Here is a 16196-nt window from a genome sequence, read left to right as displayed (position 1 = left end):
CGCCCAGGCTGCATGTGCTCCTTGGTGTGCGCCCGGCAAAAGAAGCGCCCGCAGCAGCTCTGCGGGCGCCTCCTTCTCTCGTCCTTACGCGTCGGGGTTGGGCATGCTGGCGGTGACGGCCAGTTCCACGCCATCTTCAAAGCGTCCAAAGTTCTCGCGGAACATCCGGGCCAGCTTGCGGGCGGTTTCGTCGTAGGCGGCCTGATCGCTCCAGGCGTCGCGGGGATTGAGCACAGCGGCGGGCACGCCCGGCACCTCAGTGGGAATCTCCAGGCCAAAGAAAGGCTCGGTTTCAAAGGCCACCCCGTCCAGTGCCCCGGACAGGGCGGCGCTGAGCATGGCGCGGGTGTGGGCAATACTCATGCGCTTGCCGGTGCCGTACTTGCCGCCGGTCCAGCCGGTGTTCACCAGCCATACGCGGGCGCCGCTCTCCTGCACCTTCTGGGCCAGCAGGCGGGCGTACTCGCCGGGGTGGCGGGGCATAAAGGGCGCGCCGAAGCAGGTGCTGAAGGTGGGGCTGGGCTCGGTCACGCCGTCTTCGGTGCCGGGAATCTTGGCGGTAAAGCCGCTGATGAACTGGTACATCGTCTGTTCGGGGCTCAGACGCGAGATGGGCGGCAGCACCCCATAGGCGTCGGCGGTCAGGAACACGATGTTTTTCGGGTGGCCGGCAAGGCTACCGGGCTGCACGTTGGCAATCTGGTCAATGGGGTAGGCGCTGCGGGTGTTTTCGGTCAGGCTGCCGTCGTTCAGGTCCGGTGTGCCGTCACCGTTCAGCACCACGTTTTCCAGCACCGTGCCGTAGGTGCGGGTGGTCTGATAGATGGCGGGCTCAGCTTCGGGGTTCAGGTTGATCACCTTGGCGTAGCAGCCGCCCTCGAAGTTGAAGATGCCGGTATCGGTCCATCCGTGCTCGTCGTCACCGATCAGCTTGCGGCTGGGGTCCGCCGACAGAGTGGTCTTGCCGGTGCCGCTGAGGCCAAAGAACAGCGCCACGTCGCCGTCCGCGCCCACGTTGGCCGAGCAGTGCATGGGCATCACGCCCTGGGCGGGCAGCAGGTAGTTCAGCACCCCGAAAATGCCCTTCTTGTTTTCGCCCGCGTACTGCGTGCCGCCCGCAATAATCATCTTGCGCGTGAAGTTCACGATGATGAAGGTGTCGCTGCGGGTGCCGTCGGTGGCCGGGTCGGCCCGGAACGACGGCATGTTCAGCACCGTCCAGTCCTCGTGAAAGCCGGCCAGTTCGGCCTCGGTGGGGCGCACGAACATGTTGCGGATAAACAGCGAGTGGTACGCCATCTCGGTGACCATGCGGCAGCCAATGCGGTAGCGGGGGTCCGTGCCCGCGTACACCTGCTGCACAAACAGCTCTGTGCCTTCGGCAAAGCGGGTCATCTTCTCCAGCAGGCGGTCAAAGACCCCAGCGCCAATCGGGGTGTTAAAGCCGCCCCACCACACGGTGTCCCGGGTCAGGTCGTCTTCCACGATAAAGCGGTCCTTGGGGCTGCGGCCGGTCTTGTTGGTGCGCACCGTCAGCGGGCCAGTGGCGGCCTGCACGCCCTCGCCCAGACGAATGGCGTGGGCATACAGCTCGTCCACGCCAGGGTTCAGATGCACGGTGGTTTTAATGCCGAGATCGGCCAGGGGATTGGGGGCGGTCAGGCTCATGGAAACCTCCGGAGGTGGGAACACTGCCAGGGTAGCAGCGGGAAGAACGAACAGGGTTCGTGTACGGAATGACCCCAGAATTGTCGCCCAGGAAACGGTTCCACGCCAACTTTAGTGGTGTCACGCCTCCGGAAACAACAGCCCCTCCCGTCTGGGGTCCGCAGACAACCTGCCATGTGAATGGGCTGTGGCCTCTATCTTGCCTGTTCGCCACGCCAAACAAGCGTTCGTTCGACAGATGACAGGTCGCCGGCCAGGGATACGGGACGGTGAACGGGGTGCGGGCGACGGATTTGGTCGTCCTGATGCCTCAGAGAGGAAAGATGACGAACCGAGCAGGGATGGCGCTGCCTCCCTGAGCAAGCCTGAGGGCTACAGCCAGCCACAAAAAAGCCTCCCGACGAATCAGGAGGCTAGGGGGCGCTGTGGCCTCAGTGGGCCGGAGTGGCGGGCTTGCCACCCTTGGCATCCGCTTTGGGGGTGTCACTCTTGGCTTTGGCGGCCTCGGCGTTGGCGTCAGTGGCTTTGGCTTCGCTGGCTTTGGCCTCGGCCTTGTCCGTCTCGGCGGTGGTCCTGGCAGCAGCGGGCGAATCCGGGGCCACGGCGCCGCCCCAGGTGCCGCCCGTGGTGGCCGCCTGGGTGGGGCGCGCCGCACCGGGGGCCGGGGTGGCCTTGTCTTCCTCAATGCGCTCCAGCCACATCGTGCCGATCAGGTTGCGGGCGTTGCGGCCTGCCTGCCGCAGTGACTGCGCCGCCTCGGGGCTGTGGCCCTCCACGGCGTTCAGAATGCCCTGACGGGCGGCAGGCACACGGGCCAGCACCACCGCGCCGGTGCCCAGCAACAGCAGGGCCGTCACGCCGCCGCCCACCCCACCGCCGCGTCTGTCATCGCGGCGGGCACGCTGGCGCTGCTTGTCCAGCAGGCGCAGCTCGCGCGTCAGCTGTTTTTCCAGTGGGGCCACGCGCTTGGCGACCGCCTTTTCCAGCTGGTGAGCCCCCAGCACCTTCTTGCCGCTCTGCAGTTCGCGCGTCGCTTCGCGGCGGGCCTGGCGCAGGGTGCGCTCAGCACGGCGCTTGCGGGCCTCATGGCCGTCGGCGGCCTCATGCAGGACGTGGCCCACGCGGTCATGTACGCTGGCCAGCAGTTCACGGCCGGCGCCCTGGGCATCGGCCACGGTATGGCCCACGCCCACCTGCGCCACCTGCAGCGCCTGCTTGGCGCGCTCGCCACCCCGCGCGGCCACATGGGCGGTCGCCTGTCCGGCCTCGCCCGCCAGGTGCAGGGCGCGTTCCTGGGCCTGGCCCACGATCTCCCCGGCCACATGCGCGACCTGACTCAGCAGGGCGCCGGCCCTGGGGACACCCTCTTCACGCAGGGAGGAGGCGGTGTGCACCGCCACTTCCCTGGCCGAGTGCGCGGCGCCCAGCAGGGCCGGGGTCAAGGTGCCTGTCACCGTCTCCTGGGTGCCGCTCCAGGCTGAGCGGCTGCCGTGCACCAGGGCGCGGCGGGTGTCTTTGTTCAGGGCCAGGGCAGCCAGGCCCCCCAGCAGCAGCAGGCTGCGCTTGCTCACGCCGCCCGTGGATTCATTGGTCATGGCTCTCTCCTTATGGACGGTGGCGTCTGCGGCCCACCGCACCCCAGATGGGCCGGGGGCACGCCACCCACGGCCGTTATTGTGGCCAACCGGAGCACCCCAGAACGTGGGGAGACTGTAACGGCAATTTCATGTTTGGCCGCGCCCCGCCTGGGCCGGTCCAGGTGGAAACCGCGTCGCATTCGGGGCAGCGGTCCCCGGGGTAGACTCGGGGGCGTGACCCGTAAGGCCCGCCGCGCAGCAGATTCACCCGCCGTGGCCCCCGCGCCCCCGGCCGGCCCACCCCTGACCCGACTGGAGGTCCGGCGCCTGGCAACCATCGAGGCGCTGAGCCTGGACTTCGGCGCAGGCCTGAGTGTCTTTACCGGCGAAACCGGCGCGGGCAAGAGCATCATCGTGGACGCCCTGGGCCTGCTGCTGGGCTCGCGCGCCAACACCGACCTGATTCGCAGCGGCGAGACCGACCTGCTGGTGACCGGCTTCTGGGCCGACGATGTGGCCAGCCGCCGCGTGACCACCCAGGGCCGCAGCACCGCCCGGCTGGACGGCGAGGTGGTCAGCCTGCGCGAGTTGCAGGACTGGGCCGCCCGGCGCCTGACCATCCACTGGCAGCACAGCGCGGTGAGCCTGCTGACCCCGGCCAATCAGCGCGCCCTGCTGGACCGGCAGCTGCCCGGGGAAACGGCCGCCTACGCCGGAGCGTGGCGTGCCTGGACCGAGGCCCGCGCGCGCCTGGACGCCCTGCGCGCCAGCGAGCGAGAGCGGGCTCGGCAGCTGGACCTGCTGGGCTTTCAGGCCCGGGAAATTGCCGAGGTGGCCCCGCAGCCCGGCGAGGAAGAGCCCCTGCAGGCCGACCTGACCCGGCTGGCGAACCTGGACACCATTGCCCAGAGTGCTGCCGCCGCCCTGAACCTGCTCAGCGACGGTGAAGAGAACGCCCTGGGCTTTTTGAATGAGGCCGCCCGCGCCCTGAACACCAGCGCGCGCTACGACGACACCAGCGCGCAGCTGCAGCGTGAACTGAAAGAAGCCCTGGACAGCATTCAGGCCGTGGTGGGCGAACTGCGCGGCGTGGCCGAGGATCAGGCCCCCGATCCCGAGGAGCTGGCCCGCGTGGAAACGCGCCTGGGCGTGCTGGGCAAGCTGCGCGCCAAGTACGGCCCCACCCTGGACGATGTGGTGGCCTTTCAGGCGCAGGTGGAAGGGGAACTGGCCGCCCTGCAGCGCGACGAGCAGGACGCCGGCACCCTGGACGACGAGGTGGCGCGCCTGCACGCCGCTCTGGACCGGGCCGGGGAAGCCCTGGACCACGCCCGCCGGGCGCACGCCCCCCCGCTGGCCCAGGCGCTGCTGGCGGTGATCCGGCAACTGGGCATGCCGCACGCCCGGCTGGAATTTCAGTGTTCGGCGCTGGCCGAGCCGGCGGCCTACGGCCTGAGCGACGTGGCGCTGCACTTCACCGCCAACCCCGGCGAGGCGCTGGCGCCGCTGGCAGACGTGGCCTCGGGGGGCGAGCTGTCACGCGTGATGCTGGCCATCAGCACGGTGCTGGGGGCCGATACCCCCGCCGTGGTGTTCGACGAGGTGGACGCCGGGATTGGTGGCAGCGCCGCACACGCCGTGGCCGCACAGTTGCGCACCCTGGCAGGGTCGCGGCAGGTGCTGGTGGTCACCCACCTCGCGCAGATTGCCGCCCAGGCCCATCACCACTACAAGGTGGAAAAGAGTGTGGAGGCCGGGCGCACTGTCAGCCGCGTGCGCCTGCTGGACGTTCAAGAACGCCTCGAAGAAATTGCGCGGATGCTCAGCGGCAACACCAGTGAAGCGGCGCTCGAGCACGCCCGCGAACTGCTGGGCGCCCCCGCCTGAAGGCGGCGCGGCGGGGCTGTTCCTCTGGGTTGGGTCAAGGCACCCTTCAGTCCCCGGTCAGACCGGCTCCCTAAGCTGGGCGGCATGAAGCGATTCCCATGGCTGGTCCTGCCCCTGACGGCCGGACTTCTGAGTGCGTGCACCATGACGGGGCCCGGCAACCTGCGCGTGCATGAGGCGCTGCTGTACGGCGGCACCCAGGAGCGGGTGGTGTGGGTGTACGGCACCGCCCAGGGCGGCCAGAGCAGCGTCAAGCTGGGCAACACGCCGGTAGAGTTGCGTGCCCAGGGGAGCGGTAATCTGGCCCTGAGCGGCACCCTGAGCGTCAACGGCAACGCCACCTACCGCCTGCCCACCACGCCCATGGCCCAGAAGCTGTCTGTGACGCGCAGTACCAGTGGCCTGTTCACCGTGACTCCGCAGCCCGGCACCAGCCTGAGCGCCGTGTACTACACAGACGGCCGCACCTGGACCAGGCTGGGTGGCGTGCAGGGCACCGTTTCCGGCACCCCGGTGGACGGCCTGCAGGGCGCCGGTCGCCTGAGCGCCGACGAGGGCCGCGCCCTGGGCCGCGAACTGCTGGGGCAGGGCCCGCTGGCGGTGGCCGTGCTGGACGAGCGCACCCTGCCCGACGCGCCCCTGACCATTGAACCGGCCCCCAGTGAATACCTGCGCACCGGGCTGTACATCCTGCCGAACGTGCCCCAGGCTAGTACCCCCACCCCGCCCACCCCGGGCACCCCCACAGGAGGCGCGCGCGTGACCTTTACCGAAGTGGCCAGCGGCACCAACGCGACTGCCACCGCCTTTAGTGCCCAGCTGGCCACCACCAGCGCGGCGGCCCTGAACCTCTACGCCCAGGCCTATGGCCGCCAGACCGGCGCACCCACGCCGCCCAGCATCACCGGCAGCACCCTGGTGGGGGTGTTCCTGGGCCAGCGGCCCACCGGCGGCTATACCGTGAAGGTCACGAACGTGGCGGCCAGCGGGAGCACCCTGACCCTGACGGTACGGGTCACGGCCCCCAGCGGCTTTGCCACCCAGGCCATCACCAGTCCCTGGACCCTGGTGCGCGTGCCCGGCACCTACACCCGGGTGAATGTGGTGGACGAGCAGGGCCAGCCCATTCAGGGCGGAAGCGAGAGCCGCTAAAAAAGACAGGCCATTTAGAGAAGAAGCCGGGCCCTGGGGGCCCGGCTTCTTTGTTGTGTGATACGGCTTCCGAAAAATTCCGTAATGTGTTACGGAATTTTTTCGACCGGAGGGAGCAGGAACAAATGCGGATTTCCGGGAATTGGACCTGAAAGGCTCCGTAGGAGCGGAACATCGCCCTTCTTTCCGGATGTTACGGAAATGGACGGAATCCGTATGACCTGTCTGTGGGGCCCGCCGCAGAGGGGACACGCTGGAGAGCATGGGACTGCGAGAGGATGGGGCGGCGCCGCCCATCCACTCCCGCCATGCAAACAGCGCGCCCACAGGGAGCGCGCTGCACAGAGAGGCGAGATTTAGCGGGTGGTGGGGACCTTGATGGCGCCGCTGATGATCTTGGCCTTCACGGCCTCCACGCGGGCCACCTGGGCGCTGGTGATCAGAACGCGGTTGTACTGGTCCACGGCGTAGCCCACGCCGCCTTCACGCAGGCCGAAGCGGCGCTCGCCACCCTTGAACTTGCCGTCCTTGACGTCACGGATCAGCGCGTACACGGCGTTGTCCACACGCTTGAGCATACTGGTCAGGCCGTGGTTCATGGTGGCGGGGTTCTTGTCGTAGTCACCTTCTACGTTCTGGTTCTTGTCCACGCCGATGAAGAACATGGGGCGGGTGTTGCCGGCGCAGGCGCGGGTGTAGCTGGCGCTCTTGCGGATGCTGGCGAAGTTATTGGTGTTGAACTTCACGCCAGCGGGCAGCTGGCTGGCCTTGAGGCACTGGTTCTGACCAATGTAGTCAATCACACCCTTACCGCTACCGCCGGCCGCCGCGAAGATGATGTCCACTCCCCGAGCGCGCATGCTGCCCGCGATTTCCTTGGCCTTGGCGGGGTTGTTCCAGGCTTCAGGGGTGGTGCCCACGTACTGCGCGATCACGCGCGCCTTGGGGTTGGCGGCCCGCACGCCCGCTTTGAAGCCCGCTTCGAACTTGTGGATCAGGGGGATGTCCATGCCGCCCACGAAGCCCACCACGCCCGTCGAGGAGTTCATGCCAGCGATGTAGCCCACGAGGTAGCTGCCCTGCTCTTCAGCGAAAATCAGGCTGGCCACGTTCTTCTGCTGCGAAACGTCGTCCACCAGACCGAAGTACAGGTCGGGGTTTTCCTTGGCCACCTGCGAAATGCTGGCGTTGTTGGCAAAGCCCACGCCGATGGTCAGGTCAAAGCCCTGGTTGGCGAACTCGCGGATGCCCTGCACCGTCTGGCTGGGGTCACTGGGCTCGAAGTCCTTGGTCTGAACGCCGAAGGCCTTGACGGCGCGCTGGCTGCCTTCATAGGCGCTCTGGTTAAAGCTCTTGTCGAACTTCCCGCCGGCGTCGTAGGCCAGACCCACGCGCACGGTCTGGGCAGAGGCGACCGAGACGGTCAGGGCAAGGGCGATGGTCAGCATTTTTTTCATTGAGCTTCCTCCGAAGAGTGGAATGGGAGATGTGGATGCTTGAACAGAGTATACGGAAATCCCCAGGTGTCTAGACCCTGTGGGGGGTCACATTGGCCTGACTGACATGAGGGGTTGGGTATGAACACTGTTCAGAGCATCTTCACGCTTGAATTCTCACCAGAGTCTGACAGCGCGGGGCGTTCAGGCCTTTCTCAAACCAGGGCCCCTGCCGCCCGGACAGCCTGAGCCCCGCACCTGACCCGCTCCTTAGCTTGTGCAGCCCCGGATTCTCCCGCGCTCACCCACACGCACCGTATCCTGACCCCCATGAACCCGGCCGCGTTCGACCACTACCTCGCCCTGAGCGCCGAGGTTGCCCGTCATAACCGCGCGTACCACGAACTGGACGCCCCCCTGATTCCCGACGCCGAGTACGACGCGTTGGTGCGTGAGCTGCGCGCCCTGGAAGCCCAGCATCCGGACTGGGCGGCGCAGGCAGCGGCCCTGGCCGGTGGGGTCAGCCCGGCGCAGGCGGTGGGTGGGGCGCCCAGCAGCGCCTTTGTGCCGGTGAACCACCCCACGCCCATGACCAGCCTGGACAACGTGTTCAGTGACGAGGAACTCAGCGAGTGGCGAGAGAAGCTGGCCCGCGCCCTGAACCTGCCCCCCGAGCACGACGACTTCAGCTTTACCGGCGAGCTGAAAATTGACGGCCTGAGCGTGAACCTCTACTACGTGGACGGTGAACTGCAGTGGGCCGCCACGCGCGGCAACGGCGTGACCGGCGAGATCGTGACCGCGCAGGTGCAGACCGTGCCGGGCATTCCCGCGAGCCTGCCGGGCCTGCGCGGCGAACTGGAGGTGCGCGGCGAGGTGTATATGAGCCGCGTGGACTTTGCCGCGTACAATGCCCAGGCCGAAGAACTGGGCACGCCGATGCTGAAAAATCCTCGCAACGGAGCCGCCGGGGCGCTGCGGCAGAAGGACCCGGAGGTCACGCGTACCCGCAACCTCAAGGCCATCTTCTATGCGCTGGGCAAGCGCGACGGGGTGCCAGCGACCACCCAGAGCGAGGTGCTGGACTGGCTGGCCGCGCGGGGCTTTCCCGTCAGCCGCCACGCGGAGCGCCTGCAGGGCCTTGGCGCGGCGGCCGACTACCACGCCCGCATGATCGCCGGGCGCCAGGACTTTGAATTTGACGCCGACGGCACCGTGATCAAACTTGATCCCCTGCGGCTGCAGGAGGAAGCGGGCTTTACCAGCCGCGCGCCGCGCTGGGCCATTGCCTACAAGTTCCCAGTGGAAGAGGTGGAGACGGTGCTGGAGGCGATCACGGTGAACGTGGGCCGCACCGGCAAGCTGGCGCCGCTGGCCCACCTGCAGCCCCGGCTGATTGAAGGCAGCACCGTCAGCAAGGCCACGCTGCACAACGAGGATTACATCAAAGGGCTGGACCTGCGCCTTGGCGACACCGTGGTGGTGCGCAAATCCGGCGGGGTGATTCCGCAGATCATGCGCGTGGTGCTGGACAAGCGCCCCCAGGGGGCGGCGGCCTTTGCATTTCCCACCCACTGCCCCGAGTGCGGCCACCCCGCCGTGCGCCACGAGGACGACGCGAACACCTACTGCGAGAACCCCGCCTGCCCGGCCCAGCAGTACCGCATGATTCAGTATTTCGTTTCGCGCGGGGCGATGGATATTCAGGGCATTGGCGAGAAGCTGATTGCCCAGTTGCTGGACACCGGGCTGGTGAAAGACGCCGCCGACCTGTACAGCCTGACCAGTGAACAGCTGGCCGGTCTGGAGCGCGGCGGCGAGAAAAAAGCGCAGAACATCCTTTCGCAGCTCTCGGCCAGCAAGACGCAGCCGCTGTGGCGGGTGGTCAACGCGCTGGGCCTGCCCCACGTGGGCGAGCGCAACGCGCAGGTGCTGGCGCGGCACTTCGGCAGCCTGGACGCCCTGATGAACGCCACCCCGGAAGAGATTGAGGCGGTGCCGGGTCTGGGCAAGGTGATTGGCGCGGCCGTGGCCGTGACCCTGAAAGAAGAGGGCACGGTGCGCCTGCTGAACAAGCTGCGCGCGGCGGGCCTGAATCCCCAGGGCGAAACCCAGGCGCGCGGCGAGCAGCTGCGGGGCCTGAACTTTGTCATCACCGGCACGCTGGGCCGCCCCCGCGACGCCATCAAGGCGCAGCTGGAAGCCGCCGGGGGCCGCGTGACGGGTTCGGTGACGGGCAAGACCAGTTACCTGATTGCGGGTGAGGAGGCCGGCAGCAAGCTCACCCGGGCCCAGGAACTGGGGGTGAGCGTGCTGGACGAGGCCGGGCTGGCCGCGCTGCTGGCCGAGAAAGGCGTGACGGCCGGCTGAGCGTGGCCCCGGCAGGCAGCGGGGGCCCGCTCAGAGGTCATCCGGCCCTGCCCGTCCCCGGAGACGGGATACACTGAAGCCTATTGGCGCGCCCAGGCGGGTGTCGAGACGGGCGCGCGTGTGGAGGCAAGAGCAGCATGGCAACACCAGAAATTGAGATCAGCAAGCATGTCCTGATGGACATTGCCGTGACCACCCTGGACGGCATTGACGGCACCGAGGTGGCGTCGGCGCCCCTGAAGATGAACGAGGTGCTGCGCAATCAGACGCCGGGCCGCCGTCCCCGCGCTCTGCGCGTGACCCGTGAAGGACAGGACGTGACGGTGGATGTGGGCCTGAACATCGAGTTTGGCCGCAACCTCGTGGCCCTCTCGGAGCAGGTGCAGCAGGCCGTGCGCGAGAACATTGAACTGATGACCGGCCTGAAGGTGCGCGCCGTGAACGTGAGCGTGCACAATGTCTGCCTGCCCAAAGGCAGCCCGGCGTGACCCGCCGCCGTGAGAAAGCCGCCGCCCCGGTGGGCACCCGCCGCGCCGCCCGCGAATTTGCCTTCCGGGTGCTGTTTGAAGCTGACCGGGGTGATCTGCCCCTGCAGAGCGTGTTCACCCGCACCGAGGGCGCCATGCGCGCGGGCGACGACACCTTCGCGCCCCTGAACGAGGAGGCCCTGGCCTTTGCGGGTGAACTGGTCACCGGTCTGGGCACCCACCGCCCGGACATTGACGCCACGCTGCGGCGCACCATTCGCGGCTGGAGCTTTGACCAGATGGCCCAGACGGACCTGAATGTGCTGCGGCTGGCCACCTTTGAGCTGCTGTACACCGGCGAGCCGCACCCGCCCATCATTGAAAGTGCCGTGCGCATTGCCCGCAAGTTCGGCGGCGACGACTCCGGGCGCTTTGTGAACGGGGTGCTGGGCGGCCTGAGCCGCAGCCTGCAGGAGCCGCAGGGCCCCGGGCCCCGCCCGGACTCTGCCCCGCGCCCGGAGCAGGAGCCGCAGGAGTGACCCCCGGCGCGGCCCTGGCCCGGCCCCTGCCCGGCGCACCGGCAGCCCAGGCGCTGCTGGCCGAGGCCGCCCGGCGTGCCGGCCGCCTGGCGGCGCCCCCGGGGCTGGCGCTGGTGCGCGTGGGCGACGACCCCGCCAGCGTGGCCTACGTGCGTGGCAAGGCCAGAAAGGCGGCCGAGGTGGGCCTGCGCAGCGCAGTGCACGCCCTGCCCGAAGCTGCCCCGCAGGCCGAGCTGCTGGCCCTGCTGGGCACGCTGAACGCGGACCCGGCGGTGCATGGAATCCTCGTGCAACTGCCGCTGCCCCCCCACCTGGACCCCGAGCCGGTGCTGGGGGCCATCCTGCCAGAGAAGGACGTGGACGGCCTGCACCCGGTCAACATTGGGCGGCTGTGGGCCGGGCAGCCCGGCCTGCGCCCCTGCACGCCCGCCGGGGTGATGGCCCTGCTGGCGTTTTATGGCCTGCCAGTGGCCGGGCAGCGTGCGGTGATCGTGGGCCGCAGCGCACTGGTGGGGCGCCCGCTGGCGGCGCTGCTGCTGAACGCGAACGCCACCGTGACCGTGGCCCACAGCCGCACCCCCGATCTGGGCGCCGTGACCCGCGAGGCCGAGCTGCTGATCGTGGCCGCTGGGCGTGCACACCTGATCACCCCGGACATGGTGCGCCCCGGCGCCACTGTGATTGACGTGGGCATCAACCGCGTGGCAGACGCCCCTGGCCAGGGGCGCCTGACGGGCGACGTGCACCCGGACGTGGCGGCGGTGGCCGGCGCGCTGACCCCGGTGCCGGGCGGCGTGGGCCCCATGACGGTGGCGCAACTGCTGATGAATACCGTTCTGGCGGCCGAGGCGCCCGCGGGTCAAGAGGGTCGTGGTGGACGCTTTCGCTGAGCTGCTGAGTAACCGCTGGCTGTGGGTGGCGGTGCTGTCCAGCACGGGCGCCCAGGTGCTGAAGGTGCTGCTGATTGGGCTGATTGAGCGGCGCTGGCGTCCCGGCGCGTTCATGGAAACCGGGGGCATGCCCAGCAGCCACAGCGCCATGGTGGCCGCCCTGACCACCGGCGTGGGCCTCACCGAGGGCATGGCCAGCCCGTTATTTGCCGCCTGCGCGGTCTTTGCCCTGATTGTCATGTACGACGCCACGGGTGTGCGCCACAGCAGCGGCCAGCAGGCCCGGCTGCTGAACGACTTAGTGGAAGAACTGCGCGCCGTGGTGCGCGAAGGCTTTGCTCCCCTGCCCCTGCGGGTGCTGCTGGGCCACACCTATCTGGAAGTGCTCGTGGGCACCCTGATCGGGGTGGCGGCGGGCTTCCTTGCGTTTTCCGGGGCCTAGCGAACGCTTCAAGGCAGGCGCTCATACGGCTTCCAAAACATTCCGGAACACATTCCGGAATGTTTTTGACCGGATGGACTCGAAGAGCTGCGCAGTAGAGAAGGAACAAATGCGGATTTCCGGGAATTGGGCTGGAACAGCGCCGAAGGCGGGGAACATCCCCCTTCTTCCCGGATTTGACGGAAATGGACGGCAGTCCGTATCAGAGCGGCGGCGATCCGGAAGGTGGATCGCCGCCCCTGTCTGGTTCAACCTCTCGCTGCTAAACCGCCCGCACGCCCTGCACGGCGCCGTCCAGCAGCAGGGCCAGCCGCGCCTGGGTAAATGGACGCTTGCCTTCCAGCAGCCCCGCCGCGCCCGCGTGCAGATGCCAGTGCTTGCTGCCGCCCATCAGGCGCAGCGACACCGCTTTCAGGTCGGCGTGACGGGGGCTGACAGCGGCGATCATCAGCGGCTGGCCGCCCGAGGTCACGCGCACACTCATGACAGTGGTGGGCAGGTCGTAGGGGCGCTCCATGCGGTAGATGTAATCCGGAAAATCCGCGACCTTTTCAAAGCCCAGGCCGCGTGAAGCCGCCTCGGCCTCCAGCCATCCGAGCAACTCCACCCACTGCGCGTACAACGCCGAGTCGTGTGCATGTGCCATGTGGCACAAGTGTAGCGCAGCGGGATGGGCCGGGGGTGGAAAGGGGTGCCGGGGCCCGGTGGGTGGGCAGGCCGGGCACAGCCTGGGGGCGTGGGTTAGCCGCCCTGCACCGAGAAGCGGTAGATCGTCTGACTCTCGAACGTTTCCCCGGGGTCCAGGCGGGTGCGGGGAAAGTGGGGCTGGTTGGGGCTGTCAGGGAAATGCTGGGTTTCCAGACACACGGCCCAGCGGGGGCCGTAGCGCTGGCCGCCGCGCCCGGTGATGCGGCCGTCCAGGAAGTTGCCGCTGTACACCTGCAGGCCCGGCTGGGTGGTCAGCACGTCCAGGCGGCGGCCACTGGCCGGGTCGTGAAGGGTGGCGGCGGCCTGGTCCAGGCCGGGCTGATCCAGCACGAAGTTGTGGTCCAGCCCGCCCGCAAAGGTCAGTTGGTCGTGGGACAGCGCCAGTACGTCACCCAGGCGCCGGGGCCTGCGCAGGTCGAAGGGGGTGCCCGTCACGTCCTGAAGCTCGCCAGTGGGAATGGCCTGCTTGTCCGTGGGCGTGAAGCGTCCGGCCTGCACCTGCAGCTGGTGGTCGAGAATGTCGCGCCTGCCCCCCAGGTTCCAGTAGGTGTGGTTGGTGAGGTTCAGGACGGTGGGCCGGTTAGTCTGGGCGCGGTAGCGCAGCTGAAGCTCGGTGGCCGTGAGCGTGTAGGTCACCTCGACCTGCAGTGTGCCGGGATAGCCTTCCTCGCCATCCGGGCTGGTGCGGCGCAGGTGCAGGCGCGCGTGGTCCGGGCCCGTATCCGGCGTGGCCTGCCAGGGCTGGCCGTCAAAGCCGCCCGGGCCACCGTGCAGGGCATTGGGGCCGTTGTTGCGCGCCAGCGTGATCGGCTGCCCGTCCAGCACGAAGCGGCCCCCGGCGATTCGGTTGGCGAAGCGGCCAATGAGCGCGCCAAAGTACGGCGAGGTCTCGCGGCTCAGGTAGGGCGCCAGGTGGTCGTGGCCCAGGGTCACCTCGGCGGGCGTGCCGCAGCGGTCCGGGGCCTGCAGCCCCACGAGCACTCCGCCGGAATTCATGATCTGCGCGCGCAGGGGCCCAGCGTGCAGGGTGTAGAGCGTCACGGCCTCGCCCGCCGGGGTCACGCCCCAGGGCTGGGCTTCTATGGAGGGGGTCAGCGTCATGGGGCCATCCTTCAGCACACAGAAATAAAGACGCAGGCCCTGGGGGTCTGCGCCTTGGCGGACGAAGCGGGCAGGGGGCGTGGTGGCTGCCCCGGCCCCCAGCTTACGAGCCGAAGCTGTGCATGAGCTGCTTGGCCTGCCACTCCGGGCTGTACCCGAAGGGATCAGGCACCTCGGCGGCGCCGACCGTGCGGGGGTCGCGCTGCCCTGCTGTGGCGCGCAGCATTCGCAGCGGATCGCCCTTGAAGCGGCGGTGCTCGTCCAGCAGTCCGTTTTTCTCCTGGAAGGTGTCGGTGAGCTGGGTGTAGCAGAAGCCCGCCAGCCCCCGGCTGTCATGAACGGCGTTCAGCAGCGCCTCGTAGTGGGCCGTGAAGCTCTCGCTGTCCTGGGCGTGGCTGTAGCCCCAGCCACCCTGGTGATCGGGCATGTAGGCAATGCCGCCAAACTCGGTCAGCATCACTGGCAGGCCCCGGTCAGCCAGCGCCGGGTCCAGCAGGAGATTGCGGCCCCCGGGGCGGGCGTGCAGCAGCGTCTCGCGGGTCTGTTCGCGGGTGCCGTAGCGCTCACGCAGCACCTCGGCGGCCGGGGTGTAGTCGTGAATGGTCAGGATGTCGGTGGTGTCGTTTTCCCAGCCGTCGTTGCCAATCACGGGCCGGGTGGGATCCAGCGAGCGGGTCAGTTCGTACAGGGCGCGCACCAGTGAGCGCGAGCGCCCGCGCCGGGTCAGGTCCGGCGCGCCCCAGGACTCGTTGAAGGGCACCCAGGCCACCACGCAGGGGTGCCCCCGGTCGCGCATAACCGCCTCCATCCACTCGGCCGTGACCGACTGAATGCTGCGGTCGCTCAGGCGGTAGGCGCTGGGCATCTCGGCCCACACCAGCAGGCCCAGGCGGTCGGCCCAGTACAGATACTGCGGGTCTTCCAGCTTCTGGTGCTTGCGCACCCCGTTGAAACCCAGGCGCTTGGTGAGTTCCACATCGGCGCGGAACTGGTCGCTGGTGGCGGTCATCAGGGATTCGGGCCAGTAGCCCTGGTCCAGCACCAGCCGCAGCGGATAGGGCGAGCCGTTGAGCAGGAAGCGGCCCTGTTCCAGCGTCACGGAGCGCAGCGCGGTGTAGCCCACCACCCGGTCCAGGACCTCGCCGCCGCCGTCCAGCACCTCCACCAGGGCGTCAATCAGCTGGGGGTGTTCGGGGCTCCAGAGCAGGTGGCTGCGGTGGCTGTCAATGCCGCCGTCCAGCAGCGGCACCACGCGGTGCAGCTCACTGGCGCTCAGGCTGTAGACATCGTCGGCCAGGGTTTCGCCGGGCACGCTCAGGCGCACGCGCACCTTCAGCCCCGGGCGGTAGCCCTGCACACTGGCGCGCACATGCACGCCCCAGGTGTCCAGGTCCGGCTGCAGTTCCAGGCGCTCCACGGCGGTGTGGGGCAGGCGCTCCACCCACACAGTCTGCCAGATGCCGGTGGTGCGCGGATACCAGATGGAATGGGGCTGCGGCAGCCAGTCCTGCTTGCCGCGCGGCTGGTCCAGGGCCAGGGGATCGTCCTCGGCGCGCACGACCACCTCAAAGGGTGCGTCTGCAAAGCGGGTCACGTCCACGGCGAAGGGGGTGTGGCCGCCCCGGTGCTCGCCCGCCTTCTGGCCGTTCACCCAGACGGTCGCGTGGTAATCCACCGCGCCGAAGTGCAGCAGGGTGCGCCCGGGCGTCCACTCGCGCGGGCAGCCCACGGTGCGGCGGTACCACACCGCGCGGCCATGAACGTGCTGGTGCAGGCCGCTGGCCCGGCTTTCGGGCGGATACGGCACTTCAATCTGCTGCTCAAAGGCCACGTCAGCGGGGTGGCCGTGTGCGGCTTGCGGGTCAAAGGCGAAGTCCCAGGCGCCGTCCAGAGACGACCACAAAGGACGCTGCATGAGCGGACGGGGATGCACAGTTCGCATAACTCTCCTGCAGGAGC

The 16196-nt window shown here is 68.6% G+C and carries 13 protein-coding genes; 7 read left to right on the top strand and 6 right to left on the bottom strand.

Going from position 1 to position 16196, the window contains the following annotated elements; all coding sequences use genetic code 11:
• Positions 1-84: 84 nt before the first annotated feature.
• Complete coding sequence (pckA, locus tag C8263_RS03495) at positions 85-1668, bottom strand: phosphoenolpyruvate carboxykinase (ATP) (RefSeq protein ID WP_107136706.1); 1584 nt, start codon at positions 1666-1668, stop codon at positions 85-87.
• A gap of 431 nt (positions 1669-2099) precedes the next feature.
• Positions 2100-3263 carry an alginate biosynthesis protein AlgP gene (locus C8263_RS03490; protein WP_107136705.1) on the bottom strand — a complete coding sequence of 388 codons (1164 nt, stop codon included), beginning with the start codon at positions 3261-3263 and terminating at the stop codon, positions 2100-2102.
• Between the two features lie 216 nt (positions 3264-3479).
• Here C8263_RS03490 and C8263_RS03485 point away from each other — a divergent pair, with 216 nt between their 5' ends.
• A complete protein-coding gene (locus C8263_RS03485; protein WP_233218620.1) occupies positions 3480-5132 on the top strand; it encodes a DNA repair protein RecN in 1653 nt (550 codons plus the stop codon).
• Positions 5133-5216: 84 nt separating this feature from the next.
• Positions 5217-6284 (top strand): protease complex subunit PrcB family protein, encoded by a 1068-nt coding sequence (locus tag C8263_RS03480; protein ID WP_107136703.1) that lies wholly within the window; start codon positions 5217-5219, stop codon positions 6282-6284.
• 356 nt (positions 6285-6640) lie between these two features.
• Here the strand turns inward: C8263_RS03480 and C8263_RS03475 are convergent, their stop codons facing one another.
• Positions 6641-7741: a BMP family lipoprotein gene (locus C8263_RS03475; RefSeq protein ID WP_107136702.1), complete on the bottom strand. Its 1101-nt coding sequence runs from the start codon at positions 7739-7741 to the stop codon at positions 6641-6643.
• A 309-nt stretch (positions 7742-8050) separates the two neighbouring features.
• Here C8263_RS03475 and ligA point away from each other — a divergent pair, with 309 nt between their 5' ends.
• The 5 genes from ligA (at position 8051) to C8263_RS03450 (ending at position 12428) form a co-directional block, all read left to right on the top strand.
• Entirely contained in the window at positions 8051-10090 is a 2040-nt protein-coding gene (gene ligA, locus C8263_RS03470) for an NAD-dependent DNA ligase LigA (protein ID WP_107136701.1), read from the top strand.
• Between the two features lie 137 nt (positions 10091-10227).
• A complete protein-coding gene (locus C8263_RS03465; protein ID WP_107136700.1) occupies positions 10228-10578 on the top strand; it encodes an Asp23/Gls24 family envelope stress response protein in 351 nt (116 codons plus the stop codon).
• Positions 10575-11096 (top strand): transcription antitermination factor NusB, encoded by a 522-nt coding sequence (gene nusB / locus C8263_RS03460; protein WP_107136699.1) that lies wholly within the window; start codon positions 10575-10577, stop codon positions 11094-11096. Before C8263_RS03465 ends, nusB begins: the two co-directional genes overlap by 4 nt.
• Complete coding sequence (gene folD / locus C8263_RS03455; protein ID WP_233218619.1) at positions 11093-11986, top strand: bifunctional methylenetetrahydrofolate dehydrogenase/methenyltetrahydrofolate cyclohydrolase FolD; 894 nt, start codon at positions 11093-11095, stop codon at positions 11984-11986. Before nusB ends, folD begins: the two co-directional genes overlap by 4 nt.
• Positions 11970-12428: a divergent PAP2 family protein gene (locus C8263_RS03450; protein WP_107136762.1), complete on the top strand. Its 459-nt coding sequence runs from the start codon at positions 11970-11972 to the stop codon at positions 12426-12428. Before folD ends, C8263_RS03450 begins: the two co-directional genes overlap by 17 nt.
• Positions 12429-12690: 262 nt before the next feature.
• On the opposite strand, the gene C8263_RS03445 is transcribed toward C8263_RS03450, so the two are convergent.
• The 3 genes from C8263_RS03445 to C8263_RS03435 form a co-directional block, all read right to left on the bottom strand.
• Complete coding sequence (locus C8263_RS03445) at positions 12691-13074, bottom strand: NADH-quinone oxidoreductase subunit 15 (protein ID WP_107136698.1); 384 nt, start codon at positions 13072-13074, stop codon at positions 12691-12693.
• Positions 13075-13169: 95 nt separating this feature from the next.
• Positions 13170-14237, bottom strand: coding sequence for an aldose epimerase family protein (locus C8263_RS03440; RefSeq protein ID WP_107136697.1), 1068 nt, complete (start codon positions 14235-14237; stop codon positions 13170-13172).
• Between the two features lie 103 nt (positions 14238-14340).
• Positions 14341-16152 carry a glycoside hydrolase family 2 protein gene (locus tag C8263_RS03435; protein WP_107136696.1) on the bottom strand — a complete coding sequence of 604 codons (1812 nt, stop codon included), beginning with the start codon at positions 16150-16152 and terminating at the stop codon, positions 14341-14343.
• Between the last annotated feature and the right edge of the window lie 44 nt (positions 16153-16196).

It is taken from the genome of Deinococcus arcticus (assembly GCF_003028415.1).
Taxonomy (GTDB): Bacteria; Deinococcota; Deinococci; order Deinococcales; family Deinococcaceae; genus Deinococcus; species Deinococcus arcticus.
The sequence above is the reverse complement of the archived record's forward strand: the minus strand, read 5'-3'. Positions and strand labels throughout refer to the sequence as shown.